At 69.5% G+C, this 26523-nt stretch carries 26 protein-coding genes and 5 tRNA genes; 18 read left to right on the top strand and 13 right to left on the bottom strand.

Features of this window, described 5'->3' with window-relative positions; genetic code table 11:
* The first annotated feature begins 29 nt into the window (after positions 1 to 29).
* Positions 30 to 1613, top strand: coding sequence for an acyl-CoA carboxylase subunit beta (locus OG202_RS34485; protein WP_326577013.1), 1584 nt, complete (start codon positions 30 to 32; stop codon positions 1611 to 1613).
* A 57-nt stretch (positions 1614 to 1670) separates the two neighbouring features.
* Entirely contained in the window at positions 1671 to 1862 is a 192-nt protein-coding gene (locus OG202_RS34490; protein ID WP_257567317.1) for an acyl-CoA carboxylase epsilon subunit, read from the top strand.
* Positions 1863 to 2176: 314 nt separating this feature from the next.
* On the opposite strand, the gene OG202_RS34495 is transcribed toward OG202_RS34490, so the two are convergent.
* The 8 genes from OG202_RS34495 to OG202_RS34530 form a co-directional block, all read right to left on the bottom strand.
* Complete coding sequence (locus OG202_RS34495) at positions 2177 to 2758, bottom strand: GTP-binding protein (protein ID WP_013000463.1); 582 nt, start codon at positions 2756 to 2758, stop codon at positions 2177 to 2179.
* Complete coding sequence (locus tag OG202_RS34500; RefSeq protein WP_327727665.1) at positions 2739 to 3308, bottom strand: DUF742 domain-containing protein; 570 nt, start codon at positions 3306 to 3308, stop codon at positions 2739 to 2741. Before OG202_RS34500 ends, OG202_RS34495 begins: the two co-directional genes overlap by 20 nt.
* A gap of 98 nt (positions 3309 to 3406) precedes the next feature.
* Positions 3407 to 3820, bottom strand: coding sequence for a roadblock/LC7 domain-containing protein (locus OG202_RS34505; RefSeq protein ID WP_037781109.1), 414 nt, complete (start codon positions 3818 to 3820; stop codon positions 3407 to 3409).
* Between the two features lie 10 nt (positions 3821 to 3830).
* Positions 3831 to 7052, bottom strand: coding sequence for a sensor histidine kinase (locus OG202_RS34510; RefSeq protein WP_328224084.1), 3222 nt, complete (start codon positions 7050 to 7052; stop codon positions 3831 to 3833).
* Between the two features lie 398 nt (positions 7053 to 7450).
* Complete coding sequence (locus OG202_RS34515) at positions 7451 to 8026, bottom strand: GTP-binding protein (RefSeq protein WP_020114072.1); 576 nt, start codon at positions 8024 to 8026, stop codon at positions 7451 to 7453.
* The gene (locus OG202_RS34520) at positions 8007 to 8405 is read right to left on the bottom strand and encodes a DUF742 domain-containing protein (RefSeq protein ID WP_326577000.1); all 399 of its coding nucleotides are present in this window, start codon (positions 8403 to 8405) and stop codon (positions 8007 to 8009) included. The genes OG202_RS34515 and OG202_RS34520 overlap by 20 nt, the downstream gene beginning before the upstream one ends.
* A 111-nt stretch (positions 8406 to 8516) precedes the next feature.
* Positions 8517 to 8930: a roadblock/LC7 domain-containing protein gene (locus tag OG202_RS34525; protein ID WP_005479910.1), complete on the bottom strand. Its 414-nt coding sequence runs from the start codon at positions 8928 to 8930 to the stop codon at positions 8517 to 8519.
* A gap of 9 nt (positions 8931 to 8939) precedes the next feature.
* A complete protein-coding gene (locus tag OG202_RS34530) occupies positions 8940 to 12821 on the bottom strand; it encodes a sensor histidine kinase (RefSeq protein WP_328224085.1) in 3882 nt (1293 codons plus the stop codon).
* Between the two features lie 605 nt (positions 12822 to 13426).
* On the opposite strand from OG202_RS34530, the gene OG202_RS34535 reads away from it, so the two are divergent.
* The 3 genes from OG202_RS34535 (at position 13427) to gltX (ending at position 16067) form a co-directional block, all read left to right on the top strand.
* Positions 13427 to 13606, top strand: coding sequence for a hypothetical protein (locus tag OG202_RS34535; protein ID WP_326576997.1), 180 nt, complete (start codon positions 13427 to 13429; stop codon positions 13604 to 13606).
* A gap of 216 nt (positions 13607 to 13822) precedes the next feature.
* The gene (locus tag OG202_RS34540; protein WP_326576996.1) at positions 13823 to 14599 is read left to right on the top strand and encodes a fumarylacetoacetate hydrolase family protein; all 777 of its coding nucleotides are present in this window, start codon (positions 13823 to 13825) and stop codon (positions 14597 to 14599) included.
* Positions 14592 to 16067, top strand: a complete 1476-nt coding sequence (gltX, locus tag OG202_RS34545) for a glutamate--tRNA ligase (protein WP_328224086.1) — start codon at positions 14592 to 14594, stop codon at positions 16065 to 16067. The genes OG202_RS34540 and gltX overlap by 8 nt, the downstream gene beginning before the upstream one ends.
* A 69-nt stretch (positions 16068 to 16136) precedes the next feature.
* Here gltX and OG202_RS34550 read toward each other — a convergent pair whose 3' ends face one another.
* Positions 16137 to 16421, bottom strand: coding sequence for a type II toxin-antitoxin system RelE family toxin (locus OG202_RS34550; RefSeq protein WP_327727661.1), 285 nt, complete (start codon positions 16419 to 16421; stop codon positions 16137 to 16139).
* An 87-nt stretch (positions 16422 to 16508) separates the two neighbouring features.
* On the opposite strand from OG202_RS34550, the gene OG202_RS34555 reads away from it, so the two are divergent.
* The 6 genes from OG202_RS34555 to OG202_RS34580 all read left to right on the top strand — a co-directional run bounded on the left by OG202_RS34555 (position 16509) and on the right by OG202_RS34580 (position 17846).
* Positions 16509 to 17240 carry an HAD family hydrolase gene (locus OG202_RS34555; RefSeq protein WP_327727660.1) on the top strand — a complete coding sequence of 244 codons (732 nt, stop codon included), beginning with the start codon at positions 16509 to 16511 and terminating at the stop codon, positions 17238 to 17240.
* A 90-nt stretch (positions 17241 to 17330) separates the two neighbouring features.
* A tRNA-Gln gene (locus OG202_RS34560) sits at positions 17331 to 17402 on the top strand.
* A 42-nt stretch (positions 17403 to 17444) separates the two neighbouring features.
* Positions 17445 to 17517, top strand: a tRNA-Glu gene (locus tag OG202_RS34565).
* Between the two features lie 62 nt (positions 17518 to 17579).
* Positions 17580 to 17652 (top strand) — tRNA-Glu (locus OG202_RS34570).
* Between the two features lie 21 nt (positions 17653 to 17673).
* A tRNA-Gln gene (locus OG202_RS34575) sits at positions 17674 to 17745 on the top strand.
* 28 nt (positions 17746 to 17773) lie between these two features.
* Positions 17774 to 17846, top strand: a tRNA-Glu gene (locus OG202_RS34580).
* 52 nt (positions 17847 to 17898) lie between these two features.
* On the opposite strand, the gene OG202_RS34585 is transcribed toward OG202_RS34580, so the two are convergent.
* Positions 17899 to 18543 (bottom strand): MerR family transcriptional regulator, encoded by a 645-nt coding sequence (locus OG202_RS34585; protein ID WP_326576987.1) that lies wholly within the window; start codon positions 18541 to 18543, stop codon positions 17899 to 17901.
* 79 nt (positions 18544 to 18622) lie between these two features.
* Here OG202_RS34585 and OG202_RS34590 point away from each other — a divergent pair, with 79 nt between their 5' ends.
* The gene (locus OG202_RS34590; RefSeq protein ID WP_326576985.1) at positions 18623 to 19132 is read left to right on the top strand and encodes a DUF4188 domain-containing protein; all 510 of its coding nucleotides are present in this window, start codon (positions 18623 to 18625) and stop codon (positions 19130 to 19132) included.
* A 162-nt stretch (positions 19133 to 19294) separates the two neighbouring features.
* Here the strand turns inward: OG202_RS34590 and ndgR are convergent, their stop codons facing one another.
* On the bottom strand, positions 19295 to 20011 hold the full coding sequence (gene ndgR / locus OG202_RS34595) for an IclR family transcriptional regulator NdgR (protein ID WP_020270051.1): 717 nt from the start codon (positions 20009 to 20011) through the stop codon (positions 19295 to 19297).
* A 194-nt stretch (positions 20012 to 20205) separates the two neighbouring features.
* Here ndgR and leuC point away from each other — a divergent pair, with 194 nt between their 5' ends.
* From leuC to OG202_RS34615, 4 genes are all read left to right on the top strand, one after another.
* Positions 20206 to 21636 carry a 3-isopropylmalate dehydratase large subunit gene (gene leuC / locus OG202_RS34600; protein WP_326576980.1) on the top strand — a complete coding sequence of 477 codons (1431 nt, stop codon included), beginning with the start codon at positions 20206 to 20208 and terminating at the stop codon, positions 21634 to 21636.
* 6 nt (positions 21637 to 21642) lie between these two features.
* The gene (gene leuD / locus OG202_RS34605; RefSeq protein ID WP_327727659.1) at positions 21643 to 22236 is read left to right on the top strand and encodes a 3-isopropylmalate dehydratase small subunit; all 594 of its coding nucleotides are present in this window, start codon (positions 21643 to 21645) and stop codon (positions 22234 to 22236) included.
* A gap of 287 nt (positions 22237 to 22523) precedes the next feature.
* On the top strand, positions 22524 to 22754 hold the full coding sequence (locus OG202_RS34610) for a hypothetical protein (protein ID WP_326576976.1): 231 nt from the start codon (positions 22524 to 22526) through the stop codon (positions 22752 to 22754).
* 138 nt (positions 22755 to 22892) lie between these two features.
* Positions 22893 to 23546: an HU family DNA-binding protein gene (locus tag OG202_RS34615; protein ID WP_326576974.1), complete on the top strand. Its 654-nt coding sequence runs from the start codon at positions 22893 to 22895 to the stop codon at positions 23544 to 23546.
* 93 nt (positions 23547 to 23639) lie between these two features.
* Here OG202_RS34615 and OG202_RS34620 read toward each other — a convergent pair whose 3' ends face one another.
* Entirely contained in the window at positions 23640 to 23843 is a 204-nt protein-coding gene (locus OG202_RS34620; protein ID WP_326576972.1) for a hypothetical protein, read from the bottom strand.
* Between the two features lie 9 nt (positions 23844 to 23852).
* Positions 23853 to 24503 carry a 2-phospho-L-lactate guanylyltransferase gene (gene cofC / locus OG202_RS34625; RefSeq protein WP_326576970.1) on the bottom strand — a complete coding sequence of 217 codons (651 nt, stop codon included), beginning with the start codon at positions 24501 to 24503 and terminating at the stop codon, positions 23853 to 23855.
* A 165-nt stretch (positions 24504 to 24668) separates the two neighbouring features.
* On the opposite strand from cofC, the gene OG202_RS34630 reads away from it, so the two are divergent.
* Both OG202_RS34630 and OG202_RS34635 read left to right on the top strand, forming a co-directional pair.
* Positions 24669 to 25484 carry a lysophospholipid acyltransferase family protein gene (locus OG202_RS34630; protein WP_327727658.1) on the top strand — a complete coding sequence of 272 codons (816 nt, stop codon included), beginning with the start codon at positions 24669 to 24671 and terminating at the stop codon, positions 25482 to 25484.
* Positions 25481 to 26491 carry an NAD(P)H-dependent glycerol-3-phosphate dehydrogenase gene (locus OG202_RS34635; RefSeq protein ID WP_326576966.1) on the top strand — a complete coding sequence of 337 codons (1011 nt, stop codon included), beginning with the start codon at positions 25481 to 25483 and terminating at the stop codon, positions 26489 to 26491. The genes OG202_RS34630 and OG202_RS34635 overlap by 4 nt, the downstream gene beginning before the upstream one ends.
* The last annotated feature ends 32 nt before the right edge of the window (positions 26492 to 26523 follow it).

The raw sequence follows: 26523 nt of genomic DNA on the forward strand, positions 1-26523 counted from the left end.
TTCCTGGGTCAACTTCGTAAGGTCACTACATGACCGTTTTGGATGAGGCACCGGGTGAGCCGACGGACGCGCGCGGGCGAGTGGCCGAGCTGCACGAGATTCGTGCCCAGGCGTTGGCCGGTCCCAGCGAGAAGGCGACCGAGGCGCAGCATGCCAAGGGCAAGCTGACCTCCCGGGAGCGCATCGAGCTGCTGCTGGACCCGGGCTCCTTCAACGAGGTCGAGCAGCTGCGCCGGCACCGGGCCACCGGATTCGGTCTGGAGGCCAAGAAGCCGTACACCGACGGTGTCGTCACCGGCTGGGGCACGGTGGAGGGCCGTACGGTCTTCGTCTACGCCCATGACTTCCGTATCTTCGGCGGTGCCCTCGGCGAGGCCCACGCCACGAAGATCCACAAGATCATGGACATGGCCATCGCGGCCGGCGCTCCGCTCGTCTCGCTCAACGACGGCGCGGGCGCCCGTATCCAGGAGGGCGTCTCCGCCCTCGCCGGGTACGGCGGCATCTTCCAGCGCAACACCAGGGCGTCCGGTGTCATCCCGCAGATCAGCGTGATGCTCGGCCCGTGCGCGGGCGGCGCGGCCTACAGCCCCGCCCTCACGGACTTCGTGTTCATGGTCCGCGAGACGTCGCAGATGTTCATCACGGGCCCGGACGTCGTCAAGGCGGTCACCGGCGAGGAGATCACCCAGAACGGCCTCGGTGGCGCGGACGTGCACGCCGAGACCAGCGGCGTGGCCCACTTCGCCTACGACGACGAGGAGACATGCATCGCCGAGGTGCGCTACCTCCTGTCGATGCTTCCGCAGAACAACCGCGAGAACCCGCCGCGCGTGGAGCCCTCCGACGCGGCGGACCGCCGCGGCGACGTCCTCCTCGACCTGGTCCCGGCCGACGGCAACCGGCCGTACGACATGACCAAGGTCATCGAGGAGATCGTCGACGACGGCGACTACCTGGAGGTCCACGAGCGCTGGGCCCGCAACATCATCTGCGCGCTGGGTCGTCTCGACGGCCAGGTGGTCGGCATCGTCGCCAACCAGCCGCAGTCCCTCGCGGGCGTCCTGGACATCGAGGCCTCGGAAAAAGCTGCACGTTTTGTCCAGATGTGCGACGCTTTTAACATTCCGATCATCACGCTGCTGGATGTCCCCGGGTTCCTCCCGGGCGTCGACCAGGAGCACGGCGGAATCATCCGCCACGGCGCGAAGCTGTTGTACGCGTACTGCAACGCGACCGTGCCCCGGATCTCCCTCATCCTGCGCAAGGCGTACGGAGGTGCCTACATCGTCATGGACAGCCAGTCCATCGGCGCCGACCTCACCTACGCGTGGCCGACCAACGAGATCGCCGTCATGGGCGCCGAAGGTGCCGCCAACGTCATCTTCCGTCGGCAGATCGCCGACGCCGAGGACCCCGAGGCCATGCGGGTCCGCATGGTCAAGGAGTACAAGGCCGAGCTGATGCACCCGTACTACGCGGCCGAGCGCGGCCTCGTGGACGACGTGATCGACCCCGCGGACACCCGCGCGGTCCTCATCCGCTCCCTCGCGATGCTCCACACCAAGCACGCGGACCTGCCGTCCCGCAAGCACGGCAACCCGCCGCAGTAACCCGACGGTTCCTTCGCGGTACCCCTGCGGAAACCTCATCCACGGAGACTGACACCCATGAAGCTTCCTGATATTCGCGTCGAGAAGGGCCACGCCGAGCCGGAAGAAGTGGCCGCGATCACCGCGCTGCTCCTCGCCCGCGCCGCCGCGCAGCCGGCCGAGGCCCCGGCCCACCGGGGCCGCCCCCGCGCGGGCTGGCGCCGCCTGGAGCGCGAGCCCGGTTTCAGGGCACCGCACAGCTGGCGCTGAGGCTGCGCCGCTGAACCGTACGAAGGGGCCCCTCTCCGGCAGAGGGGCCCCTTCGTCGTGCCTGGCTCCCGATCAGCGCCGTCGTGACGTCGGATCGTCGTCGGCCGCGGGTCGTGTGTGGTTGCCCGCGCAGTTCCCCGCGCCCCTGGAAGACTCGGGCGCACCCCGTGCTTTTCAGGGGCGCGGGGACCTGCGCGAGCAACCACGACGAACCGCAAGCCGTCGAGCACGCCGCACCCGGATGGCGCTGAACACACGACGAAGGGGCCCCTCTGCGACAGAGGGGCCCCTTCGTACGGCTGAGCGCCGCAGGCCTACCGCAGGCGGGCCATGAGAGCGTGCTCGACCAGGGTGATCAGGGCGCTCTTCGCGTCCGAGCGATGCCGCGCGTCCGTCGTGATGATCGGTGTGTCAGGGCCGATCTGGAGCGCCTCGCGGACTTCGTCCGGGTTGTACGGCTGCTGGCCGTCGAAGCCGTTCAACGCGATGACGAAGGGGAGGCCGCTGTTCTCGAAGTAGTCGACGGCGGGGAAGCAGTCGGCGAGGCGGCGGGTGTCGACGAGGACGATGGCGCCGATGGCGCCGCGTACGAGGTCGTCCCACATGAACCAGAAGCGGTCCTGGCCGGGGGTGCCGAACAGGTACAGGATCAGGTCCTGGTCGAGGGTGATGCGGCCGAAGTCCATGGCGACCGTGGTGGTCGTCTTGTCTCCGGTGTGGGTGAGGTCGTCGATGCCCGCGGACGCGGACGTCATGACGGCCTCGGTACGCAGCGGGTTGATCTCCGAGACGGCCCCGACGAACGTGGTCTTGCCCACGCCGAAGCCACCCGCCACCACGATCTTCGCCGAGGTGGTGGAGCGGGAAGGACCGCCGCTAGAGCTTGCGAAGTCCACTGAGCACCCTTTCGAGCAGTGTCACGTCTGGCTGGCCGCCGGCGCTCTCGTCGCCGCCGGGCTGATGAATGGCGACCAGGCCTGCCTCCGCCAAGTCGGCGACGAGGATCCTGGCCACGCCGAGAGGGATCGTCAGGAGGGCCGAGATCTCGGCCACCGACTTGATTTCCCGGCAGAGGTTGCAGATCCGCTGATGCTCGGGCAACTGGCCCTGCATCTGGTGCGGCTGCGCGGTGGTGTGCACCAGCGCCTCGATGGCGAGCTGGTAGCGCGGCCTGGTGCGGCCGCCTGTCATGGCGTACGGGCGCACCAGGGGGTTGTGCGACGCCCCGGCGGGCGACGGCTCAGGGGTGCGGCGTTGCGGCTGCACGGGCTGGATGCGCGGCGCCGGCGGCTGGTCGTACGGCGAAGGGCCGGGGCCCTGCGGTGTGTACGGCTGCTGACGGCTGGGTGCGGAGGGGAAGTTGTACCGGTTCTGGTCACCCTGGCCCGGCCCCTGGCCAGGGTAGGACCAGTTGCCCGACGATGAACCGCCTGGGGGTGTTGCCACGTTCTCTCCTCCTCCGACTGTGCTGGCATCCATGGCTCATGGGAAGCCGCGTCCCGAAACCTTACGGCCCCGGGACGCCAAAACGCACCGTCTGACTGTTAGTTGAGCAGGCTGCCCTGAAGCTCCGCACGAAGATCGGGGGTCAGGACCGAACCGGCACGATCCACCAGAAGGGCCATCTCGTACCCGATGAGACCGATGTCGGCTTCCGGATGTGCGAGAACGGCGAGCGAGGAACCATCGGAAACGGACATGATGAACAGGAATCCCCGCTCCATCTCCACAACCGTCTGATTGACGCTGCCACCCTCGAAAATGCGGGACGCACCCGCGGTCAGAGAGGTCAGACCCGACGCGACGGCCGCCAGCTGATCGGCTCGGTCACGCGGAAAACCTTCGGACATCGCCAGAAGGAGTCCGTCGGCGGAGACCACCACCGTGTGCGACACCCCGGGGGTGTTGTCCACGAAATTGGTGATCAACCAGTTCAGGTTCTGCGCCGCCTGGCTCATCGGGCTCACACTAACGCTCCTGGTTGTAGGTGCTGTCAGGACCGAAGCCCTGGCCGTTCGTTTCACTGCCTGCGTTGCGCCCACGCTGCACACCCCGGCGCAGGTTGCTCAGCCTGCCCCGGACGTCCTCGGGAGCGCGGGAGATCTGTGGACCTCCCTGCGGGGTCGTCTGGGCGGCGCCTTCGACCAGGTTGGCCTTGGGCACCCGCCGCGGCAGACCGGAGGAGGTGACCCCGCCTGCCTTGGGCTTCTTCAGCTGGGAGGCCTGCTGCCAGCGCGCGTCGTTGGCCGAGCGCCAGTCGCCGTTTGGTCCCCCGGCCGTCGGCTGGTCCTGGGCCACATCCTGTCGTCCGTTCGCGGCGCCCGCGCTCGTGCCGCCCGCGCTCGCGGTGGAGCCGCGGCGGGGCAGGCCGGCGTTGGTCAGCGCGTGGCCGGCGGAAGGGGTGGATCCCGGACGGTCGAAGCCTACGCTGTCCGGCTCCTTCACGTCAGCGGCCTGCGTAGGTTCCGGTTCCGGAGCGTACTCGGAGCGGTACGCGCCCTGGTAGTCCTGCTGCTGCGGCCAGTCGTCCTGATAGGACGGCTCTTCGAAGCCCGAGTAGGTCTCCGGGGCGTTCGCGCCGGCCGCCGTGTGGCTCTCCTGGCCGGACTCCGCATAGCCGGGCTCAGGGTAACCGCCGGTGGCGGAGAACGTGTCGTTCCCGCCCGGCAGGTGCCCGTTGCCGTTCGCCGTGCCGTTGCCCTGGCCGAAGTACGCCTCGTCGTACGACGGCTGCTGCGGCTCCTCGTACGCCGTCTGCTGGTCGAACGACCGCTGCGGGTCCACGTACGCGGTCGCGCCGTTGCCGTAGGACGGCTCGGGCGCCTGGAAGTCGTCGCCGTAGCGCGGCGCCTCGCCCGCGGGCAGCTGCGGGTTCGGGTGCGCCTGGGACTCCAGGGCCGCGCGACGCTCCTCGCGCATCAGCGAACGGCCCACGGGGTCCAGGTCGCGGATGTCGTCCGGAACCTCGTAGCGGCTGTCGTCGAAGCCCAGCTCGGCGGCGGTCCGCATCGGGGCCAGGCCCGGCTGCTGGAACGAGTGCTGCTGCTCCGGGATGATCTGCGAGACCGTGAACTGGTCGGCCTGCGGCTGCTGCTGCTCGCCACCGCCACCATGGGTGATGACGTCCGGGAGCATGACCAGCGAGGTCGTACCGGCCTGCTCGCCCGAGGGACGCAGCTGGACGCGGATGCCGTGCCGGTCGGACAGCCGGCCGACCACGAAGAGACCCATGCGCTGCGAGATCGCGGCGTCCACGGTCGGCGGGTTGGCCAGCTTGTGGTTGATGTCCGCGAAGTCCTCGGCGGTGAGGCCGATGCCCTTGTCGTGGATCTCGATCATCACACGGCCGTCGGGGAGACGGGTCGCGGTGACGCGGACCTTGGTCTGCGGGGAGGAGAACGTGGTGGCGTTCTCCAGGAGCTCGGCGAGCAGGTGCACGAGGTCGGTCACGGCACGGCCGTGGATCTCGGCCTCCGGGACGCCGGAGAGCTCGATGCGCTCGTACTGCTCCACCTCGGAGGAGGCGGCGCGCAGCACGTCGACCAGCGGGACCGGCTGGTCCCAGCGGCGGCCGGGCTCCTCGCCGGCGAGGACCAGGAGGTTCTCGCCGTTGCGTCGCATACGGGTCGCCAGGTGGTCCAGCTTGAAGAGGTTCTCCAGCTGGTCCGGGTCGGCCTCGTTGTTCTCCAGGTCGGTGATCAGGGTCAGCTGGCCCTCGATCAACGACTGGTTGCGGCGCGACAGGTTGGTGAAGATCGCGTTGATGTTGCCCCGCAGCAGGGCCTGCTCGGCGGCGAGCCGGACGGCCTCGCGGTGGACCTGGTCGAAGGCGCGGGCGACTTCGCCGATCTCGTCCGTGGAGTTGATCGGGATCGGTGCCACACGGGTGTCGACGCGGCCGGGGTCGGTGCGCGAGAGCTGGTCGACCAGCATCGGCAGACGCTGCTCGGCGATGCCGAAGGCGGCGTTGCGCAGCTGGCGCATCGAGCGGCTCATCTGGCGGGCCATGATCCCGGCGATGATGAACGCGGCCAGCAGGGCGACGATGACGATGGCGCCGTTGATGTAGGCGTCGCGCTGGGCGTCGGAGGCGATCTGGCCGGCCTCGTCCACCGCGCGGTTGATCAGCTCGGTCTCGACCTCGCTGTAACCCTCGAACTTCAGGGTGGAGGCCGCCATCCAGTTCTGGTAGGTGACGCCCTGCTTCGCGAGATCCTCGGGCGAGGCGCCGCTGCCGATCGCCTGGATCATCTTCAGCATGGTGTCCGGCGGCGGGACGTAGTCGGGGTCCTTGGCCGCAGCCTCGGCGGCCTGCTTCTTGCCCTCTTCGGTCTTCTGCGCCATGACCGACTCCAGGCGAGCGGCGTCGGCCTCGGTGCCACCGGAGACGTACTCCTGTACGGCGATGTTCTCCAGGTAGGCGTATGAGGTGAACGCGGTGACCTGCCGGCGGAAGACCGCCTGGTCCTCGCTCGGGCGGACCAGCAGGTGGGTGCCGATCGAACGCTGCAGCGAGGCGGCGCCCTTGGCGAGCGTGACCGCGTAGACCGTACGGCCGTACGCGGTGATGTTGCCGGTACCGAGGCCGAGCTCGTTGGAGAACTCCGCCAGGAGGTGCTCGACGGTGACGTAGCCCTCTTCGGTCTGTACCGGGTCGGCGGCGCGGGTGAACGCGGTCTGCCGGAGCTTCTCCAGCGACGGTTCGGCCTCCTCGACCAGGCGCAGCCGGCGCTCCAGGCCCTGCCCGGACGGCATGCCCACGACCTCGGCGTGGAAGGCGTCGGCCTTCTCGTCGGTGAAGGCGCGGGCGTCCTTGACGACCTCGCTGTCGCGGTCGCCGTCCAGCAGCGGCTGGGCGGAGAGGTCGCGCTCGTTGAGCAGGGCCTCGGCGTAGATGCCGGCGGCGGCCACGATCTTGGCGACCTTCTCGGCGTCCTTGGCCTCCTGCCAGGTGTCGATCGAGCCCTTCACCTGGAAGCCGCCCATGACCAGGCCGACCAGCACGGGTATGAGGAGAATCGCGTTCAGGCGAGTGGGTACACGCCAGTTGCGGGGGGAGAGACGACTGCCGCTGGGCGCGGGAGCTGCCGTCGGCTCCGGTCCGGTCACTTGTGCGGGTGCCGCTCCGCGCGGCGGCGGGGTGAAGTTGCCCCGCGCCGACGGCTCGGGACCTTTCTTGCTTCGCCTCACTCGACCAACAACCTCTCGGCGCCGGCACCTACGTCGTGCCGCGGGTGACTCCACGCCCTAGTACGTCTTTGACTAATGGGCAGTTCAGGCATTCCAGCACGTCACGCTGAGGACTTCCAAACACTGGGAGGCAACGATTCCGCGTGATGTAAGTCCTAGATAAAACGGTCATAAAGAGCGAGCCCCGGCAAAAAGCGGGGCCATGGTGAGCGCAGCGGTACCGATCGACCGCGACGCGTGGTCGTACCACCCTATTTCTCTGTCGAAACGTTATGAACACCGAGGCCGACCGTGTCAAAGGACACAGCCGGCTTCGGTGTAACTACGACAACCGCCGTATGACGTTGTGGACTTGGGTCCTGTTTTGGGCCCAGCCGTGGTACTTCGACCCCGCAGGCCTACCGCAGGCGGGCCATGAGAGCGTGCTCGACCAGGGTGATCAGGGCGCTCTTCGCGTCCGAGCGATGCCGCGCGTCCGTCGTGATGATCGGGGTGTCGGGCCCGATCTGGAGCGCCTCGCGGACCTCGTCCGGCGTGTAGGGCTGGTGCCCCTCGAAGCCGTTCAACGCGATGACGAAGGGGAGGCCGCTGTTCTCGAAGTAGTCGACGGCGGGGAAGCAGTCGGCGAGGCGGCGGGTGTCGACGAGGACGATGGCGCCGATGGCGCCGCGTACGAGGTCGTCCCACATGAACCAGAAGCGGTCCTGGCCGGGGGTGCCGAACAGGTACAGGATCAGGTCCTGGTCGAGGGTGATGCGGCCGAAGTCCATGGCGACCGTGGTGGTCGTCTTGTCTCCGGTGTGGGTGAGGTCGTCGATGCCCGCGGACGCGGACGTCATGACGGCCTCGGTACGCAGCGGGTTGATCTCCGAGACGGCCCCGACGAACGTGGTCTTGCCCACGCCGAAGCCACCCGCCACCACGATCTTCGCCGAGGTGGTGGCCCGCCCCGATTCAGAGCTTCCGAAGTCCACTGAGCACCCTTTCCAGCAGAGTCACGTCGGGCGCGCCACCGGCGCTCTCGTCGCCACCGGGCTGATGGATCGCGACGAGTCCGGCCTCGGCGAGGTCCGCGACAAGGATCCGTGCCACACCGAGCGGCATGGACAACAGGGCCGACACCTCGGCCACCGACTTCACCTCGTGGCAGAGGTGGCAGATCCGCTGGTGCTCGGGAAGCAGCCCCATCAGGTGCGCGGGATCTGCCGTCGTGCTGATCAGCGCCTCGAGGGCGAGCTGGTAACGCGGCCGCGTCCGGCCACCGGTCATGGCGTACGGCCGAACCAGCGGCTGGTCCCCCTCGTCTCCGTACGGCTCTGCGTACGGATCGTGAGGAGCGGTGGGCGGGGTCATTGATCCTCCGAGCGGGACAGCAAGTCGGTCAGTCGTGCCGTCTGACGGGGGCCGGTGGGGGGACTGTGTCGGCCGGACGGTGATGTGGTGAGTTCTGTTGATCCGCAGGCGTCAGTGGAGCAAGCTGCCTTGGAGTTCGGCGCGCAGGTCGGGCGTGAGCACGGCGCCCGCGCGGTCGACGAGCAGCGCCATCTCGTAACCGACCAGGCCGATGTCGCACTCGGGATGGGCGAGAACGGCCAGGGACGATCCGTCGGAGACGGACATCAGGAAGAGAAAACCGCGCTCCATCTCCACCACCGTCTGGGCCACGTCCCCGCCCTCGAAGATCCGGGATGCCCCGGCCGTGAGTGAGGTGAGCCCGGAGGCGACGGCCGCGAGCTGATCGGCACGGTCGCGCGGAAAGCCTTCCGACATCGCCAGAAGAAGACCGTCGGCGGACACGACGACGGTGTGGGACACCCCTGGGGTGTTGTCCACGAAGTTGGTGATCAACCAGTTGAGGTTCTGTGCCGCTTGGCTCATCTGGCTCAACTAACGCTCCTGCTGGTGAGTGGGGCTCGGGAAGCTGCCGGTCTGGCCGGTACCGGCCTGTCGACCCTGCGCGATGCCCCGACGGAGATTGGTCAGCCGGCCGCGTACGTCGTCAGGCGAACGCGAGACCTGCGGACCGGTTTGGTGCTGTTGCTGCTGAGCCGTGCCCGGCACGAGGTTCGCGCGCGGGACCCGGCGCGGCAGGCCGGAGGTGGTGACCCCGCCCGCCGAAGGCTGACGGGCGCGTTCGGCCTGGCGGACCAGGTCGTCGTTGGGTGTGCTGCGCCAGGTGGGGGAAGCGGGCGCGGTGGGGGTCGCCGGACGCTGAGGAGCGGCCGGAGTCTGGGGAGCCGGGGCGGCCTGCTGCTGCGCGGAACCGTTGCCCTGCTGCTGGCCGTTCTGGCCGTTCTGGCCGCCCTGACCGTGGAACCAGTTGGTTTCCAGCGTGTCGTAGAGCGGGGTACGGCCGTCCATCGGACCCGTTGCCGGCGGCAGCGCCTCCGGCTCCTGCGGGCGCGCGGGGCGCTGCGGGGGCACCGGGGGACGCTGCGGCGGCACCGGCGGGCGGGGCGCGCCGTAGCTCTCACCGTTGACCTGCGGCCGCTCGAACTGGCCGGTGTCCTGGGAGTTCTGCCGACCCTGCGGGTTGAACTGCCCGGTGCCCTGGCCGTTCTGCCGGGCGGGTGCACCGTACTGTCCCGTGTCCTGCGGGTTCTGCCGGCCCGGGACGCCGTACTGTCCCGTGTCCTGCGGATTCTGCCGACCCGGAGCCGGGAACTGGCCCGTGCCGGAACCGTCGTAGCCCGGCATGGCGAACTGGCCGGTGGACGACGGGTCCTGCGAAGCACCGCGCGGCGGACCGGAGGGCGCCGGCGGAGCACCGGCCCCGCCGAACACGTCGGAGCGGACGTAGGACCCGGTGCCGTTCTGCGGCGTGTCCGCGCCGGGGCGGCGGCTGTCGTAGTCGGCCCGCGGGGAACGCGGGAAGTCGGTGGGCGAGCCCGGAGTCTGGTGGGGGTCGACGCGGGGCATCGGCGCGGTGACGTCCGGCTGCTCCTCGTGGCCGCGCGGGGCGTCCAGCGAGGCGCGCGGCACCGGCGGCTGAGCGTTGTCGTCGCTCCAGCTGGGCGTCCGCGACGGGGAGTTGCCACCGGGCAGCTCGGCGCGCGGGCCACCGCGGCCGGGCAACTGCGGACGGCGCCTGCCGGAACGTTCCTTGCCCTGCTTCGGCGGCACGGCACCCGGGCCGCCGTCGGCCCCGCCGGCCGGGCGCAGGCCCGAGCCGCCGCCCGGGAAGCCGCCCTGGCGTCCGGAGTCGTCGAAGCTCTCGAAGGTGCCCGGGCCACCGGTCCCGGCGGCCTGCAGGCCCTGCGGGGCACCCGGCGCCTGACCGCCGCCGAACCCACCGGCACCGGAACCCGCCGGAGCCGGCCGGCCGCCCTGCGGGGGCACCGGCGGACCACCCTGCGGCCCACGCGGACCACCGGGGTTGCCGAAACCGCCCGGACCACTGGGGTTGCCGGGCAGCGCGGCCCGCGGACCCTGGCCCGCGCCGACCTGCCCACGCTGCGGAGGGGCACCGAGGAGACCACCGGCGGAGGGGCCGCCGCCGAGCGGCGGACCCGACTGGTTGCCGGCCTGGCGACGCGCGGCGGCGGCGCCGGCCGCGGCCTGCGCGGCGGCCGGACCACCGGTGGAAGGACCGCCCTGGCCGGGCTTGCCCGGGGTGGGCTTCTTGTTGCCCTGGGCCACGTCGACGGGAAGCATGACCAGCGCGGTCGTACCGCCCGAGTCGGACGGACGCAGCTGGATACGGATGCCGTGGCGCTGCGACAGCCGGCCGACCACGAACAGACCCATGCGGCGGGAGACCGACACGTCCACGGTGGGCGGTGAGGCGAGGCGCTCGTTGATCGCCGCGAGGTCCTCGGGGGAGAGGCCGATACCGGTGTCGTGGATCTCGATCAGCACCCGGCCGTCGGGCAGGGCGTGACCGGTGACCTTGACCTTGGTCTGCGGCGAGGAGAAGGAGGTGGCGTTCTCCAGCAGCTCGGCGAGCAGGTGCACGAGGTCGTTGACCACGCGGCCGGCGACCTCGGTCGTCGGCACGGAGGACAGTTCGATGCGCTCGTACTGCTCCACCTCGGACGCGGCGGCGCGGAGCACGTCGACCAGCGGGACCGGACGGGTCCAGCGGCGGCCGGGCTCCTCACCGGCGAGAACGAGGAGGTTCTCACCGTTACGGCGCATGCGGGTCGCGAGGTGGTCGAGCTTGAAGAGGGAGGACAGCTGGTCCGGGTCGGCCTCGCGGGACTCCAGTTCGGAGATGAGCGACAGCTGACGCTGGATGAGGCCCTGGGAGCGGCGCGAGAGGTTGGTGAACATCGCGTTGACGTTGCCCCGGAGCAGGGCCTGCTCGGCGGCGAGGCGGACGGCCTCGCGGTGCACGTCGTCGAAGGCCGCGGCCACCTGGCCGATCTCGTCCCGGGAGTGCACACCGACCGACTCGACGGAGGTGTCGACGTCCTGCGGGTCCGACTCCGAGAGCTGCTTGACCAGCTCGGGCAGCCGGTCCTGGGCGACCTTGGTCGCGGTGTCCTGCAGCCGGCGCAGCGAGCGGATCATGGACCGGGCCACGACGAACGCGCCGACCAGGGAGACACCGAGGACGAGCAGGATCAGCGCACCGGAGATGATCGCCTCTTGCTCGGCGTCGGCGCGGAGATTACGAGCGGTCTGCTCCATCTCCTCGAGGAGCGAGCCCTCGATCTTCTTCATCTGCTCGATCTTGGCCGAGGAGTCGTCGGTCCAGTCCTTGTACGAGCGGTTGTCCTGCCCGCCCAGACCGCCGGCGCTGGCGAGGACCCGGTCCGCGTAGACGTCGGCGGCCTCAATGGTGGGGCTCGCGTCGTCGATCGGCTTGGTCAGTTCCTCGGCACCGGAACCGTAGATGTCGGAGAAGGTGCTGCGGTCGGACTCCTCGTTCGAGAGCGCGGAGTTCGCGTACAGCCGGTCGTTCTCGGAGAGCTTGCCGCCCTTGTCGTCGGTCGCGGGCAGGGCCGCCGCGATGACCGCGCGCTGGATGGAGGCGTACTCCTTGGCGGACGAGAACGCCGCCAGGGCACGGGTCCGCTTGATCATGTCCGGGTTGCTGGTGGCCTCGGCCATGTCCGTGGAGAGGTCCAGCAACTGGCCGATCAGGCGGTGGTAGGCCTCGACCGTCTGCGTGGAGTTCTTGGGGTCCACGTAGGCGTTCTTGCGGATGCTGCTGAGGTTGTAGAGCTCGCGCACGACCCGGACGAGGCTGTCGCGGACGCCGGGCATCTTCGCCGTGGTGTTCGCGGTCTCGGCGGCCTGGGTCGCGTCCGTGAACTGGATGCGGGCCTGGTCCGTCTTCTCGCGGGTGCCCTTGACGGTGAAGTCGGTGGCGTCCAGACCGTGGGCGAGGGGGCCGGCGGACAGGTCGCGCTCCTGCTGGAGCGCGGCGGCGAGCTCGGTCGCCTGCTTCGTCATGTCGGTCAGCAGCCGCATGTTGTCGAGCTGCTGGATGTCGTCCACGTTGTCGCCGATGCGCAGCGCGCCGAGCGAGGTCGCCGCCACCACGGGGAGCGCGAGCAACGACACAAGACGGGTCGAGATGCGCCAGTTGCGCAGGGCTATTCGGGAGCCGCCGCTCGTGGCGCCGGCCTTGGTGCCGCCCTTGGGCTTCCCGGGCGGCGTGGGAGCAACTGACGCGCCGGGGCGCCCGGAGCGCTCCCCGCCGTCGCCGATCTCCGCCGGACCCGGGTTCTGGGCGTGCTGGGGGGAGGAACCGTTACCGGCTCCCTTGTGTGGCTCCGGCTCCGCCGAAGCGCTGCCATCCCTCTTGAAACGTCCCTGCACTAGCGTCGCAACCTCTGGACCAGGCGCCCCACCGCGTGAACGGCGGGACGGTGTCGGCGTCTTCGGGGGCGCCCTGAATACGTCCCCAATTGGTGGTCGTGAGTGACCGGCGCAGGCTCCCCCTTCCACCGCCGCCAGGCGCTTTTGTTCTGCGCCCCTGCGCGCCGGCACGATCCTGCGGCGGTCCGTGGAATTCCAGCACAGTGCAGGATCTCCAACAAGGCCAATGGGTAACGGTCTGTTCACAGTGACAGCATGTGAGGACCACGTCACCAGGCGTGGAAGGTGTTTCCGTTCATTACGGACATACCCGTGCGATCCAGGGGGGTGAGGGGGGTGTCCCAGTCGCCATGATCAGGAGCGGAATGCGGGCTTCAGGTTACTAATGTCCGTTTCGCGGGGTCGGGTTGATGGCCTGGATTGTCCGTTTTACCCATGACTGAGTGAGCAAACTCACACGCCGATCATGCCTTCTTCACGTCTTGACCCGGGAATCGCATGTTTAGCCTGACGCTTTACAGGGATGGCGAATCCGACAACCCGCGCTTGTGGGACGGCCCTTGCGGTCCGCCCGGCGCCCGCACACGACGAGGTCCAGGACGACAGTGAAGACGACGACGATGATCCGCACGATAGCCAACCCCCGGCGTACGACGCTGGCCCACCTCGCCGACGCCGAGGACCTGCGTACGCCGGAGCAGGAGCACTCCGTCGACCTCCCCTCCCAGACCGCCAACCCCCGCCGGACGGTCCTGATGACGGTCCCGGTCCAGGCGGCGGAGTAGTTGCACGCTCAAGTACGCGCCGAATCCGCCAACCGCTCAAGCCGGTTCCCGTGAAGATTCGGCGGAGTTCGTGAAAGCGAGTGCGAAGGGCGCCCGGCACGTGCCGGGCGCCCTTCCGCATGCGTACGTCATCAATTGCGCGAGGCGGGCACCCCGCCCCGCGTTAGCCTGGACCGTCAGATCTCCAGCCAGCTCAGTTAGGGGCGCAAGCAACCCGTGCGCATCGCCAGGTTCTCCATCGACGGGAACGTAGCCTTCGGCGCGGTCGAGGGCGACAAGCCGGACGAGCTCGTCCTCGACATCATCAAGGGCATTCCGTTCGCGGACTATGAGCTCTCCGGTACGAAGGTCCCGCTGAGCAAGGTCAGGCTGCTGCCGCCGGTGCTCCCCAACAAGGTCGTGGCCTTCGGCCGCAACTACGCCGAGCACGCGCGCGAGCTGGGCAACGAGGTCCCCGACGCCCCGTTCGCCTTCTTCAAGCCGGCCACCTCGGTGATCGGCCCCGGCGACGCGATCCAGTACCCGTCCTTCTCCGAGGACCTCCACCACGAGGCCGAGCTGGCCGTCGTCATCGGCCGGATGTGCCGCGAGGTCCCGCGTGAGCGCGTCAAGGACGTGATCTTCGGCTACACCTGCGCCAACGACATCACCGCCCGTGACGTCCAGAAGCGCGAGAAGCAGTGGGCCCGGGCCAAGGGCTTCGACACAGCCTGCCCGCTGGGCCCCTGGGTGGAGACCGACCTCGACCCGAGCGACCTGACCGTCCAGCTCACCGTCAACGGCGCGCAACGCCAGCTCGGCCGGACGAGCGAGATGATCCACTCCATCGAGGATCTGATCGTCAACATCACCGAGGCCATGACGCTGCTCCCCGGCGACGTGATCCTCACGGGCACCCCGGCAGGGGTCGGCCCCCTCAACGTCGGCGACGAGGTCGCCGTCACCATCGAAGGCATCGGCACTCTCACCAACAAGGTGATCAAGCGTGGCTAACGGCTCCGTCCGCGTACGTTTCTGTCCGTCCCCGACCGGCAACCCCCACGTGGGTCTGGTCCGCACGGCCCTGTTCAACTGGGCGTTCGCCCGCCACAACGGCGGCACGTTCGTCTTCCGCATCGAGGACACCGACGCGGCCCGCGACTCCGAGGAGTCCTACGAGCAGCTCCTGGACTCCCTGCGCTGGCTGGGCTTCACCTGGGACGAGGGCCCCGAGGTCGGCGGCCCGCACGCGCCGTACCGCCAGTCGCAGCGCATGGACACGTACAAGGAGGTGGCGGAGAAGCTCAAGGACGCGGGCCACGCCTACTCCTGCTACTGCACCGCCTCCGAGCTGGAGGAGCGCCGCGACGCCGCCCGCGCGGCCGGCAGGCCCTCCGGCTACGACGGCAAGTGCCGCGAGGTCACGCCGGAGCAGAAGGCTCGGTACGAGGCCGAGGGCCGCGAGCCGATCGTCCGCTTCCGGATGCCCGACGAGACGATCACTTTCACGGACCTGGTCCGCGGCGAGCTGACCTTCACCCCGGAGAACGTGCCGGACTACGGCATCGTCCGCGCGAACGGCGCTCCGCTCTACACGCTCGTCAACCCCGTCGACGACGCCCTGATGGAGATCACCCACGTCCTGCGCGGCGAGGACCTGCTCTCCTCCACGCCCCGCCAGATCGCCCTGTACAAGGCGCTGATCGAACTGGGCATCGCCAAGGAGGTCCCGTCCTTCGGCCACCTGCCGTACGTGATGGGCGAGGGCAACAAGAAGCTCTCCAAGCGCGACCCCGAGTCGAGCCTGAACCTCTACCGGGAGCGCGGCTTCCTGGCCGAGGGCCTGCTCAACTACCTCTCCCTGCTCGGCTGGTCGCTCTCCGCGGACAAGGACATCTTCACGATCGAGGAGATGGTCGCCGCCTTCGACGTCGCGGACGTGAACCCCAACCCGGCCCGCTTCGACCTGAAGAAGGCCGAGGCGATCAACGCCGACCACATCCGCCTGCTGGACGTGAAGGACTTCACCGAGCGCTGCGCCCCGTGGCTGAAGGCCCCGTTCGCCCCCTGGGCGCCGGAGGACTTCGACGAGGCCAAGTGGGAGGCCATCGCCCCCCACGCGCAGACCCGCCTCAAGGTCCTCTCGGAGATCACGGACAACGTCGACTTCCTGTTCCTGCCGGAGCCGGCGCAGGACGAGGCGAGCTGGACGAAGGCCATGAAGGAGGGCTCCGACGCGCTGCTCCGTACGGCGAAGGAGAAGCTGGAGGCGGCCGACTGGACCTCGGCCGAGTCCTTGAAGGAGGCCGTCCTGGCCGCCGGCGAGGCACACGGCCTCAAGCTCGGCAAGGCCCAGGCCCCCGTCCGCGTCGCCGTCACCGGCCGCACGGTCGGCCTCCCCCTCTTCGAGTCCCTGGAGATCCTGGGCAAGGAGAAGACGCTGGCGAGGATCGACGCGGCCCTGGCCAAACTGGCCGCGTAACGCCCGCACGTGGACGCGCGGAGGGGGTGTCACCCGGGCCACCGGGTGACACCCCCTCCGCGCATCCGATCAGACGGCGTCGTTCTCGTCGATCAAGTACGCGCTCTCGTCGAAGATCTCCAGGACGACAACGACCATGATCGCCCCGGCCACCATGTACTCCAGCACCACACCGGGAGCCACGTACGCCTTGCGCAGGTTCTCGTCCGGACCCAGCTGCGCGGTCGAGGTCTTGCGGAACGGATCACGGGCCAGTATCCGCACGGCCCTGTCCAAGTGGGCGCGGTGCTCTCCGGGCAGGGCGTCGTACGTCGCACGGGCCTCGACGGTGAACTGGACGCGATACTCGGTCATGGCGGTGTCTCGGTCTTTCGCTCGGCGGTCCCACCACGTTAAGGCATCCGCGGTACGAGGGACCCCGGCGACGGATACCGTCGTTCCATGAACATCAAGGCCGTGCTCTGGGACGTCGACGACACCCTTTTCGACTACACCGCGGCCGACCGGGCCGGAATGCGGGACCACCTCGCCGCCGAGGGCCTGCTGCTCGGATACGACACCGTCGAAGAGGCCATCTCGCGCTGGCGCGAACTGACGAGCCTGCACTGGCGGCGGTACGCGGCGGGCGAGGGCGACTGGGAGGCCACGCGCCGCGACCGGGTACGGGACTTCCAGGGCCGGCCCCTGAGCGACGCGGAGGCCGACGCCTGGTTCGAGCGCTACGTCGCCCACTACGAGCGGGCCTGGTCGCTCTTCCCGGACGTCGTGCCCGTCCTGGACTCGCTCTCCGCGAGCCACCGGCACGCGGTGCTCTCCAACTCCAGCCTCCCCGTCCAGGAACGCAAGCTGCGCGCCCTCGGCGTGTGGGACCGCTTCGAGACGGTGTTGTGCGCCGAGCAACTGGGCGTCCACAAGCCGGCCGCCGAGGCGTTCCACGTCGCCTGCGAAGCCCTGGAACTGCCGCCGCACGAGGTCGCGTACGTCGGCGACCACCCGGAGATCGACGGCCGGGGAGCCGCCGACGCCGGTCTGCTGTCGGTCTGGATCGATCGCGGCGGCCTCCACGCGACCATCGACCCGCCCGCCGGGCCGCACCGGATCGCCACCCTGACCGAACTCCCCGCGATCCTCGGCTCCGATACCCGTTTTGGAGCGCCGTCCACCTTCGGGTAATGTTCTTCCTGCGCCGCCGGGAAGCGGGCCGAAAGGCCGGAACCGGCGGAGCGAACTAGAACAAGATCCCCTGAGGGGCTTGCGTTCCAGTGGCCTATGGTGTAATTGGCAGCACGACTGATTCTGGTTCAGTTAGTCTTGGTTCGAGTCCAGGTAGGCCAGCTCGCAGAGCTCATCTGCGCATGCGGAGATCAGATCCGCGAAGCCCCCGTTGTGTAGCGGCCTAGCACGCTGCCCTCTCAAGGCAGTAGCGCCGGTTCGAATCCGGTCGGGGGTACAGATCCTTCCCGCGAAGGTGGCCAGGGTAGCTCCCTCCACCATCGATGCAGGATCGCTAGGGCCCCCGTTGTGTAGCGGCCTAGCACGCCGCCCTCTCAAGGCGGTAGCGCCGGTTCGAATCCGGTCGGGGGTACGGAAAAGGTCTCAACCATATTGGTCTATGGTGTAATTGGCAACACTACGGTTTCTGGTACCGTCATTCTTGGTTCGAGTCCAGGTAGACCAGCTCGGACCTGCGGAAACGCAGGCTCCACGCCCCCGTTGTGTAGCGGCCTAGCACGCCGCCCTCTCAAGGCGGTAGCGCCGGTTCGAATCCGGTCGGGGGTACGCATCGAGAAGGCCCTCCACTTCGGTGGGGGGCCTCTTTCGTGCGCTCCGGCTACTCGATGCCGTACCGCCGCGCCGACTCCTCCTCCTGGGCCAGCCGGTGCAGCGAGCGGAGCACCGGCTCGAAGAGTACCGCCGCCGAGACCGCCACCTCCACCTTCTCCGTGTCGGACGAGTAGCTCTCCATCTGGTCCAGGTCCCGCACGGCCGCCTGGTGCATCAACTCGGCGTACGGGGCCATGAGTTCGGCGTCGCACGGATAACCGAGCCGCAGCAGCGTCGCCACCAGCGCCACCAGCGAACGATGGACGGGGGAGAGGGAGCCGATCTCCCTCACCGAGTCCCAGCCCAGTGTCCGCAGCAGCCGGTCCACCTCGGCCGTCGCGGCGACCGTGGCCGGGTCCTCCTCGTCCGGGTCGGGGGTCTGGGGCAGCGCCCACAGGGCCGCGCCGAGCCGGATCGTACGGCCCAGGGACTCGTCGTCCACGTGCTTGAGCACCTCCCTGGCGTTCGCCACCGGCACCCTGCCGACCTGGATCAACGCCCGCACCAGCCGCAGCCGGCGCAGATGCTCCTCGTCGTACTCCGCCGTCGTCGCGTTGATCTGGCGGCCCGGCGCCAACAGCCCTTCGCGCAGGTAGTACTTGATCGTCGCCGGGGACACCCCGCTGCGCTCGCTCAGCTCCGCCAGCCGCATCTCTTGCGCCTCTCCTTGGGAAGTGCCACTATCCAAACACGAGGAGTCGGATAGTGCCGCTCACCAACTAGGGGGAGACATGTTAGGGAAGCGGGTTGCCGCCGGCCGTACCACCGCGGCCGCCGAGGGCGACGTGGTGGTCCTGCTGATCGGCATGCGGATCAACCACTTCTGGGCCGTGCATCACTGGGGGCCCGTGCTCATGGCGATGCCGCGGATGCTGCGGGAGCTGCGGAAGGACCCGGGCCGGGGGCTGCTGAACGCCGTGCTGCTCACGGCCTCGCCGCGGACGTACTACGTCGTCCAGTACTGGGAGTCCAAGGACAAGCTGTACGGGTACGCGCACGCGCCCGACGCGTTCCATCGCGTCGCGTGGGCGGCGATCAACCGCAAGGAGCGCAAGGGGAAGGCCCGGCAGCATGTGGGGCTGTGGCACGAGACGTATGTGGTGCCGGAGGGGTCGTACGAGTCGATCTACGCCGACATGCCCGCGTTCGGTCTCGCGGCGGCCACGGGGGTGCTGCCGGTCGAGGGTAGGGGGAGGTCGGCGAAGGAGCGGTTCGCCCACCGGCGGGACGTGAGCGCTTAGGCGCCGTCGAGGGGAGCCGCGTGATTCGCTGCGGACTGCTCGTGGTTGTCCGCGCGGTTCCCCGCGCCGCCTGAAGGGGCGCGCCGCAGTCGCACTCATGAGGAAAGGCCTGCCGCGGCGTTGAGGCAGGCCTTTTTTCGTGGTGGACGGGGGCTTCGCAGGTCAGCCGGTGCGGCGCAGGGCCTCGGACAGGCGGCCCGCGGCGTCGATGACCGCCTGGGCGTGCATGCGGCCGGGGTGGCGGGTGAGGCGCTCGATGGGGCCGGAGACGGAGACCGCGGCCACCACCCGGTTCGACGGGCCTCGAACGGGGGCGGAGACCGAGGCGACGCCCGGCTCGCGCTCGCCGATGGACTGTGCCCAGCCCCGGCGCCGTACGCCCGAGAGGGCGGTGGCGGTGAAGCGTGCGCCCTGGAGTCCGCGGTGCAGGCGCTCGGGCTCCTCCCAGGCCATGAGGATCTGGGCCGAGGAACCGGCCTTCATCGTGAGGGTCGAACCGACCGGGACCGTGTCCCGCAGGCCGGACAGGCGCTCCGCCGCGGCGACGCAGATGCGCATGTCGCCCTGGCGGCGGTAGAGCTGTGCGCTCTCGCCCGTCACGTCCCGTAGGTGGGTGAGCACCGGGCCCGCCGTCGCGAGGAGGCGGTCCTCGCCTGCGGCCGCGGCCAGCTCGGCCAGCCTGGGGCCGAGTATGAAACGGCCCTGCATGTCGCGTGCCACCATGCGGTGGTGTTCCAGAGCCACGGCCAGGCGGTGGGCCGTGGGTCGTGCGAGTCCGGTGGCGCCGACCAGACCCGCGAGGGTGGCCGGACCGGACTCCAGAGCGCTCAGGACCAGGGCCGCCTTGTCCAGAACGCCGACGCCGCTACTGTTGTCCATGCAACGATACTCGCGTCTCACTCTGTGAAACGCAAGTTCAATTTCGCGTGGACCTTGCCACTCTGGAAGCAGAACGAACGGCTCGCGGACCAACGAGCCCGGCGGCCGGCGCTCATACGAGGGGTACGTGCGCTCGCCACCTCCGATATCTCTAGTTGGGCCGGTGCTCGGACAAGCCGGCCGGAGGGAAAGCGATGGGTAGGACACTCGCGGAGAAGGTCTGGGACGACCACGTCGTCCGGCGCGCCGAGGGCGAGCCCGACCTCCTCTTCATCGATCTGCACCTGCTGCACGAGGTGACCAGCCCCCAGGCCTTCGACGGTCTCCGCAAGAGCGGGCGCAAAGTGCGCCGGCTCGACCTGACCATCGCGACCGAGGACCACAACACCCCCACCCTCGACATCGACAAGCCCATCGCGGACCCGGTCTCCCGCGTCCAGCTGGAGACGCTGCGCGCGAACGCCGCCGAGTTCGGAGTGCGTCTGCACCCGCTGGGCGATGTCGAGCAGGGCGTCGTGCACGTCGTCGGCCCGCAGCTGGGTCTGACCCAGCCCGGCATGACGGTCGTCTGCGGTGACTCCCACACCTCCACGCACGGCGCCTTCGGTGGTCTGGCGTTCGGTATCGGCACCTCCCAGGTGGAGCACGTGCTGGCCACCCAGACGCTGCCGCTGGTCCGCCCCAAGACCATGGCCATCACGGTCGAGGGCGAGCTGCCCGACGGCGTCACCGCCAAGGACCTGATCCTGGCGATCATCGCCAGGATCGGTACGGGCGGTGGCCAGGGCTATGTCCTGGAGTACCGCGGCCCGGCCATCGAGAAGCTCTCGATGGAAGCCCGCATGACCATCTGCAACATGTCGATCGAGGCCGGTGCCCGCGCGGGCATGATCGCCCCCGACCAGACCACCTTCGACTACCTCAAGGGCCGTCCGCACGCCCCCGAGGGGGAGGACTGGGACGCGGCCGTCGCGTACTGGAAGACGCTGAAGACGGACGAGGACGCCGAGTTCGACGCCGAGGTCGTCATCGACGGCGCCGCCCTGTCGCCGTTCGTCACCTGGGGCACCAACCCCGGCCAGGGCGCGCCGCTTTCGGCGTCGGTCCCCGACCCGGCTTCGTACGAGGACGCTTCGGAGCGCCACGCCGCCGAAAAGGCCCTGGAGTACATGGGGTTGGAGGCCGGCCAGCCGCTGAAGTCCATCGACGTGGACACCGTCTTCGTAGGTTCGTGCACCAACGGCCGCATCGAGGACCTGCGCGCCGCCGCCGAGCTGATCAAGGGCCGCAAAGTCGCCGACGGCGTACGGATGCTGGTCGTCCCCGGCTCCGCGCGGGTCGGTCTGCAGGCCGTCTCCGAGGGCCTGGACGTCGTCTTCAAGGAGGCCGGCGCCGAATGGCGGCACGCGGGCTGCTCGATGTGTCTGGGCATGAACCCGGACCAGCTGGCCCCCGGCGAGCGCTCCGCGTCCACCTCCAACCGCAACTTCGAGGGCAGGCAGGGCAAGGGCGGCCGTACGCACCTGGTCTCGCCGCAGGTCGCCGCCGCGACGGCCGTCCTGGGCCACCTGGCGTCCCCCGCCGACCTGACCGACGCCGACACCCGTACGCCCGCTGGAGTCTGAACAGCCATGGAAGCATTCACCACGCACACCGGCCGGGCCGTCCCGCTGCGCCGCAGCAACGTCGACACCGACCAGATCATCCCCGCCCACTGGCTCAAGAAAGTGACCAGGGACGGCTTCGAGGACGGGCTGTTCGAGGCCTGGCGCAAGGACGAGAAATTCATCCTCAACCAGCCCGAGCGCAAGGGCGCCACCGTCCTGGTGGCCGGCCCCGACTTCGGCACCGGCTCCTCCCGTGAGCACGCCGTGTGGGCGCTGCAGAACTACGGCTTCAAGGCCGTCATCTCCTCCCGCTTCGCCGACATCTTCCGCGGCAACTCGCTCAAGAACGGCCTGCTCACGGTCGTCCTGGAGCAGAAGATCGTGGACGCGCTGCAGGAGCTCACCGAGAAGGACCCCGAGGTCGAGATCACGGTCGACCTTCAGGCCCGCGAGGTGCGCGCCGAGGGCATCACCGCCTCCTTCGAGCTGGACGAGAACTCCCGCTGGCGGCTGCTGAACGGGCTGGACGACATCTCCATCACCCTCCAGAACGAGGCCGACATCTCCGCGTACGAGGCCAAGCGCCCCTCGCACAAGCCGAGGACGCTGACGATCTGACCCATGGGCGCGGACCCCCCTCGGGGCGGTCCGCGCAAGGCGGATTCCGGCCACCGCGACACCCCCAGGTACCCCCAATCGTGCACGGTTGGGGGTACCGCCATGTTCGGGTTCGGAGACCTTCGAAGTCATGTGCAGAAAGGTTTCAACTCCCCTAGTTACAAAGGTGATTGCCGGGGTACGCGCATCATGGTGTGGCATCGGCCGGGGGTGCTCCACAGGCCCCCGGAAGACGGCAGTTGCCCCCTGCGCAGGCGACAACTCGCCCCAGATGGCACAATCTGTGCATGGAACACGACGGCCAACTCGAGCTCTATACGGCGGTCGCGGGCCAACTCAAGGAAGCGCACGCAAGGGTGCGCGCACTGCAAGTCCCGGAGGGCGTACGCATGGCGCTGGCCCGGAAGCTGCTGGTCATTACGGCCGTGGCCAAGCACGATCTCGCCGACGCGGCAAGGCGTCTGGAGAGCTTCATGACGGACCTCGACGAAGGGCGAATGCCCGCAGAGGAACGCTGAAGGCACTCCATGACCGCCGAGTTCGTTGCGGCACAAGGGTGATAAGCCCGTTTCGTGTTTGATTTGCGGTATATATCTGCCTAACGTGCGAAAAAGCTTGAACACTTTCGTTCTGGCGATGTCTCCGAAGGGGAAGACGTGAACAAGGCGCAGCTCGTAGAAGCGATTGCGGACAAGGTCGGCGGGCGTCAGCAGGCCGCCGACGCGGTCGACGCTGTTCTGGACGCCATCGTCCGCGCGGTCGTCGGCGGGGACCGGGTGTCGGTCACCGGCTTCGGTTCGTTCGAGAAGGTCGACCGGCCGGCCCGTTACGCCCGCAACCCGCAGACGGGTGAGCGGGTTCGGGTCAAGAAGACCTCGGTGCCGCGGTTCCGCGCGGGCCAGGGCTTCAAGGACCTGGTGAGCGGCTCGAAGAAGCTTCCCCGGGGTGGCGAGGTCGCGGTCAAGAAGGCCCCCAAGGGCAGCCTGAGTGGTGGCGCTTCGGCGACGGTCAAGAAGGCGGCGGCGAAGAAGACCACCGCCAAGAAGGTGACCGCCCGCAAGACCACGGCCGCCGCCAAGAAGACGACGGCCGCCGCGAAGAAGACCACGGCGAAGAAGACGACCGCCAAGAAGGCCACCACCAAGACGGCGGCGGCGAAGAAGACGACCGCCAAGAAGACCACGGCGGCGGCGAAGAAGACCACGGCGAAGAAGGCGCCGGCCAAGAAGGCCACCGCGAAGAAGGCGCCGGCCAAGAAGTCGACGGCTCGCAAGACGACCGCGAAGAAGACTGCCGCGCGCCAGGCGTAGGGCGCCGGGTACTCACACGCGCCGGGCCGGGCTCCTGTTGAGGAGCCCGGCCCGCGGCGTGTTCCGGTGCCTGCCCGCCGTCGGAACGCCTGCTCAGAACGTCTGCAGGGTGATCAGGGTGATCCGCAGCGCTTCGCCCTCGCCCTCCGTCTCGATGCGGACCCGCTGGCCCGGGCGGAGGAGGCGCAGGGCGCCCGCGTCGAAGGACGGGGCGTCGAAGGGGAGCGGGGTGCCGTCGTCGAGGAGGACCTGGCCGGTGCGGGTGGCGGGGTCGTAGGTGTACGCGGTGGCCTGCATGGCCGCAGCCTACTGGCCGGGGATCAGCAGGCGCGCGGCCGCTGCGGCCGTACGGGGACCGACGCCGAGACCGAGGGCGGTGCGGAGGTCGTCGCCGGTGTCGACGTCCTGCCGCACGGAGTCGACGGCGGTGAGGGCGAGTTCCACGGCGCCGGAGCGGCGGTGGCGGAGGCGGGATTCGGGGCCGAAGACGGGGGAGAGGTCGTGGCCGGGGGTCGCGGCGAGCAGGGTGGTGCCGGTGCCGGCGGCGTCCGGGAGGAAAGAACGGGGGAATTCGGCGGCCGCGTTCAGGACGCGGGTCAATTCCCCGGGACGCAGGGCGGGCAGATCGGCGTTGAGGGCCGCCACGGGGCTTTGCGGGCGTATAGCGCGTACGACGGCTGTTCCGTGCCGCAGAGCGGCGTTCAGGCCGTCCCGGGAGCCGTTTCGGTTGTCCTCCGGGACGGTTCGGGCGCCCAGGGCCGTCAGCTCGCGGGCGGCGAGGGGGTCGTCCGTGACCACCACCACACCGCCGACCGCCGCGGCGGCCAGGGCCGCGGCCACGGTGTCCTGGGCGAAGGCGAGGGCCAGGCCGGGGCGCACCCCGTCGGCGGCGGTGTCCGAGAGTCTGCTCTTGGCCCGCGCCAGGGGCTTCAGGGGTACGACCAGGGTCCACTGCACGGGCGTTCCGTCCCTCTCTTGTCGCGGCCATTGTCACCTGGGCGCAAGGGGCGGCCGCAGGGCGGGGCGTACGGTGTTCTCGACAGACCGGTGGGCCGGGGCGACACTTGTGCGGCTCCGGGTCCCCGGAACAGGCCCTGGGAAGTCCTAGAGGAAGGTGTCCGCGTGCCCCGCCGGAGAATCGGCTTCTGGTACCGCCTCGCCGCGGTGATCGCCAAACCACCACTGGTGGTGCTGATCAAGCGGGACTGGCGTGGAATGGAGAACATTCCGGCCGAGGGTGGATTTATCACCGCCGTGAACCACAATTCGCATGTCGATCCCTTTGCGTACGCCCATTATCAGTACAACAGTGGCCGGGTTCCGCGTTTTCTCGCGAAGAGCGGTCTCTTCGGCAAGGGATTCATCGGCGCCGTGATGCGCGGCACCGGACAGATCCCCGTCTATCGCGAGAGCACCGACGCGCTGAGCGCCTTCCGGGCCGCGATCGAGGCCGTGGAGCGCGGCGAGTGCGTCGCCTTCTACCCCGAGGGCACCCTCACCCGCGACCCGAACGGCTGGCCCATGACCGGCAAGACCGGCGCCGCGCGGGTCGCCCTGCAGACCAGGTGCCCGGTGATCCCGGTCGCGCAGTGGGGCGCCAACGAACTGCTGCCGCCGTACGCCAAGAAGCCCCACCTCCTGCCGCGCAAGACCCATCATGTGCTCGCGGGCCCGCCCGTCGACCTCTCGCGCTTCTACGGCCTGGAGATGAGCCCCGACCTGCTGAAGGACGCGACGGAGGTCATCATGGCCGCCATCACCCACCAGCTGGAGCAGATCCGCGGCGAGAAGGCGCCCGAGACGCCGTACGACCCGAAGCGGGAGCGGATCGAGCAGCGGCGCAGGACCGCCCGGGCGGTCGTCGACCATCATCAACGGCAACAGCACAGCACGGTCCAGCGGGCACAGGAACATCAGGAAGAGGGGCAGAGCAAGTGAGCAAGCCGGTCAAGGCGGCCGTCTTCGGCACCGGTTCGTGGGGCACGGCCTTCGGCATGGTGCTCGCCGACGCGGGGTGCGACACCGTTCTGTGGGGGCGGCGTCCGGAACTCGCGGACGCGGTCAACTCCACCCGGACCAACCCGGACTACCTGCCCGGCGTGGAACTCCCGGAGAACCTCCGGGCCACGACCGACCCCGCCGAGGCCGCCGCCGGCGCCGACTTCACCGTCCTCGCCGTCCCCTCCCAGACGCTGCGCGCCAACCTCGCCGACTGGACCGGGCTGCTGGCCCCCGACACCGTCCTCGTCTCGCTGATGAAAGGCGTCGAACTCGGTTCCGCCATGCGGATGAGCGAGGTGATCGAGGACGTCGCGAAGGTCGGGCAGGACCGTATCGCCGTCGTCACCGGGCCCAACCTGGCACGCGAGATCGCCTCCCGCATGCCGGCCGCCTCCGTGGTCGCCTGCACCGACGAGGCCGTCGCCCAGCGGCTCCAGACCGCCTGCCACACCCCGTACTTCCGCCCCTACACCAACACCGACGTCGTCGGCTGCGAGCTGGGCGGCGCGGTGAAGAACGTCATCGGTCTCGCCGTCGGCATCGCGGACGGCATGGGCCTGGGCGACAACGCCAAGGGGTCGCTCATCACGCGCGGTCTCGCCGAGACGACCCGGCTCGGCCTCGCGATGGGCGCCGACCCGCTCACCTTCGCCGGACTCGCGGGCCTCGGCGACCTGGTGGCGACCTGCTCCTCGCCGCTCTCGCGCAACCACACCTTCGGCACCAACCTCGGCAAGGGCATGACCCTGCAGGAGACCATCGCGGTCACCCGGCAGACCGCCGAGGGCGTCAAGTCCTGTGAGTCCGTACTGGACTTGGGGCGCCGGCACGGCGTCGACATGCCCATCACGGAGACGGTCGTCGACATCGTCCACGACGGCAAGCCGCCCGTCGTCGCCCTCAAGGAGATGATGTCGCGCAGCGCCAAGCCGGAGCGACGCTGAGCGAACGCGACCGTAGGGGCGCTGACTGGCGC

Origin of the sequence: Streptomyces sp. NBC_00310 (assembly GCF_036208085.1) — a bacterium.
Classification (GTDB): Bacteria; Actinomycetota; Actinomycetes; order Streptomycetales; family Streptomycetaceae; genus Streptomyces.

Excerpts from the sequence above, each read along its gene's own strand:
- OG202_RS34610 (WP_326576976.1), top strand. The coding sequence starts at position 22,524 with ATGGAACACGACGGCCAACTCGAGCTCTATACGGCGGTCGCGGGCCAA.
- ndgR (WP_020270051.1), bottom strand. The coding sequence starts at position 20,011 with ATGGACAACAGTAGCGGCGTCGGCGTTCTGGACAAGGCGGCCCTGGTC.
- OG202_RS34585 (WP_326576987.1), bottom strand. The coding sequence starts at position 18,543 with ATGCGGCTGGCGGAGCTGAGCGAGCGCAGCGGGGTGTCCCCGGCGACG.
- OG202_RS34505 (WP_037781109.1), bottom strand. The coding sequence starts at position 3,820 with ATGAGCCAGGCGGCGCAGAACCTGAACTGGTTGATCACCAATTTCGTG.
- leuD (WP_327727659.1), top strand. The coding sequence starts at position 21,643 with ATGGAAGCATTCACCACGCACACCGGCCGGGCCGTCCCGCTGCGCCGC.
- OG202_RS34525 (WP_005479910.1), bottom strand. The coding sequence starts at position 8,930 with ATGAGCCAAGCGGCACAGAACCTCAACTGGTTGATCACCAACTTCGTG.
- OG202_RS34590 (WP_326576985.1), top strand. The coding sequence starts at position 18,623 with ATGTTAGGGAAGCGGGTTGCCGCCGGCCGTACCACCGCGGCCGCCGAG.
- OG202_RS34620 (WP_326576972.1), bottom strand. The coding sequence starts at position 23,843 with ATGCAGGCCACCGCGTACACCTACGACCCCGCCACCCGCACCGGCCAG.
- OG202_RS34555 (WP_327727660.1), top strand. The coding sequence starts at position 16,509 with ATGAACATCAAGGCCGTGCTCTGGGACGTCGACGACACCCTTTTCGAC.
- OG202_RS34490 (WP_257567317.1), top strand. The coding sequence starts at position 1,671 with ATGAAGCTTCCTGATATTCGCGTCGAGAAGGGCCACGCCGAGCCGGAA.
- OG202_RS34485 (WP_326577013.1), top strand. The coding sequence starts at position 30 with ATGACCGTTTTGGATGAGGCACCGGGTGAGCCGACGGACGCGCGCGGG.
- OG202_RS34520 (WP_326577000.1), bottom strand. The coding sequence starts at position 8,405 with ATGACCCCGCCCACCGCTCCTCACGATCCGTACGCAGAGCCGTACGGA.
- OG202_RS34550 (WP_327727661.1), bottom strand. The coding sequence starts at position 16,421 with ATGACCGAGTATCGCGTCCAGTTCACCGTCGAGGCCCGTGCGACGTAC.
- leuC (WP_326576980.1), top strand. The coding sequence starts at position 20,206 with ATGGGTAGGACACTCGCGGAGAAGGTCTGGGACGACCACGTCGTCCGG.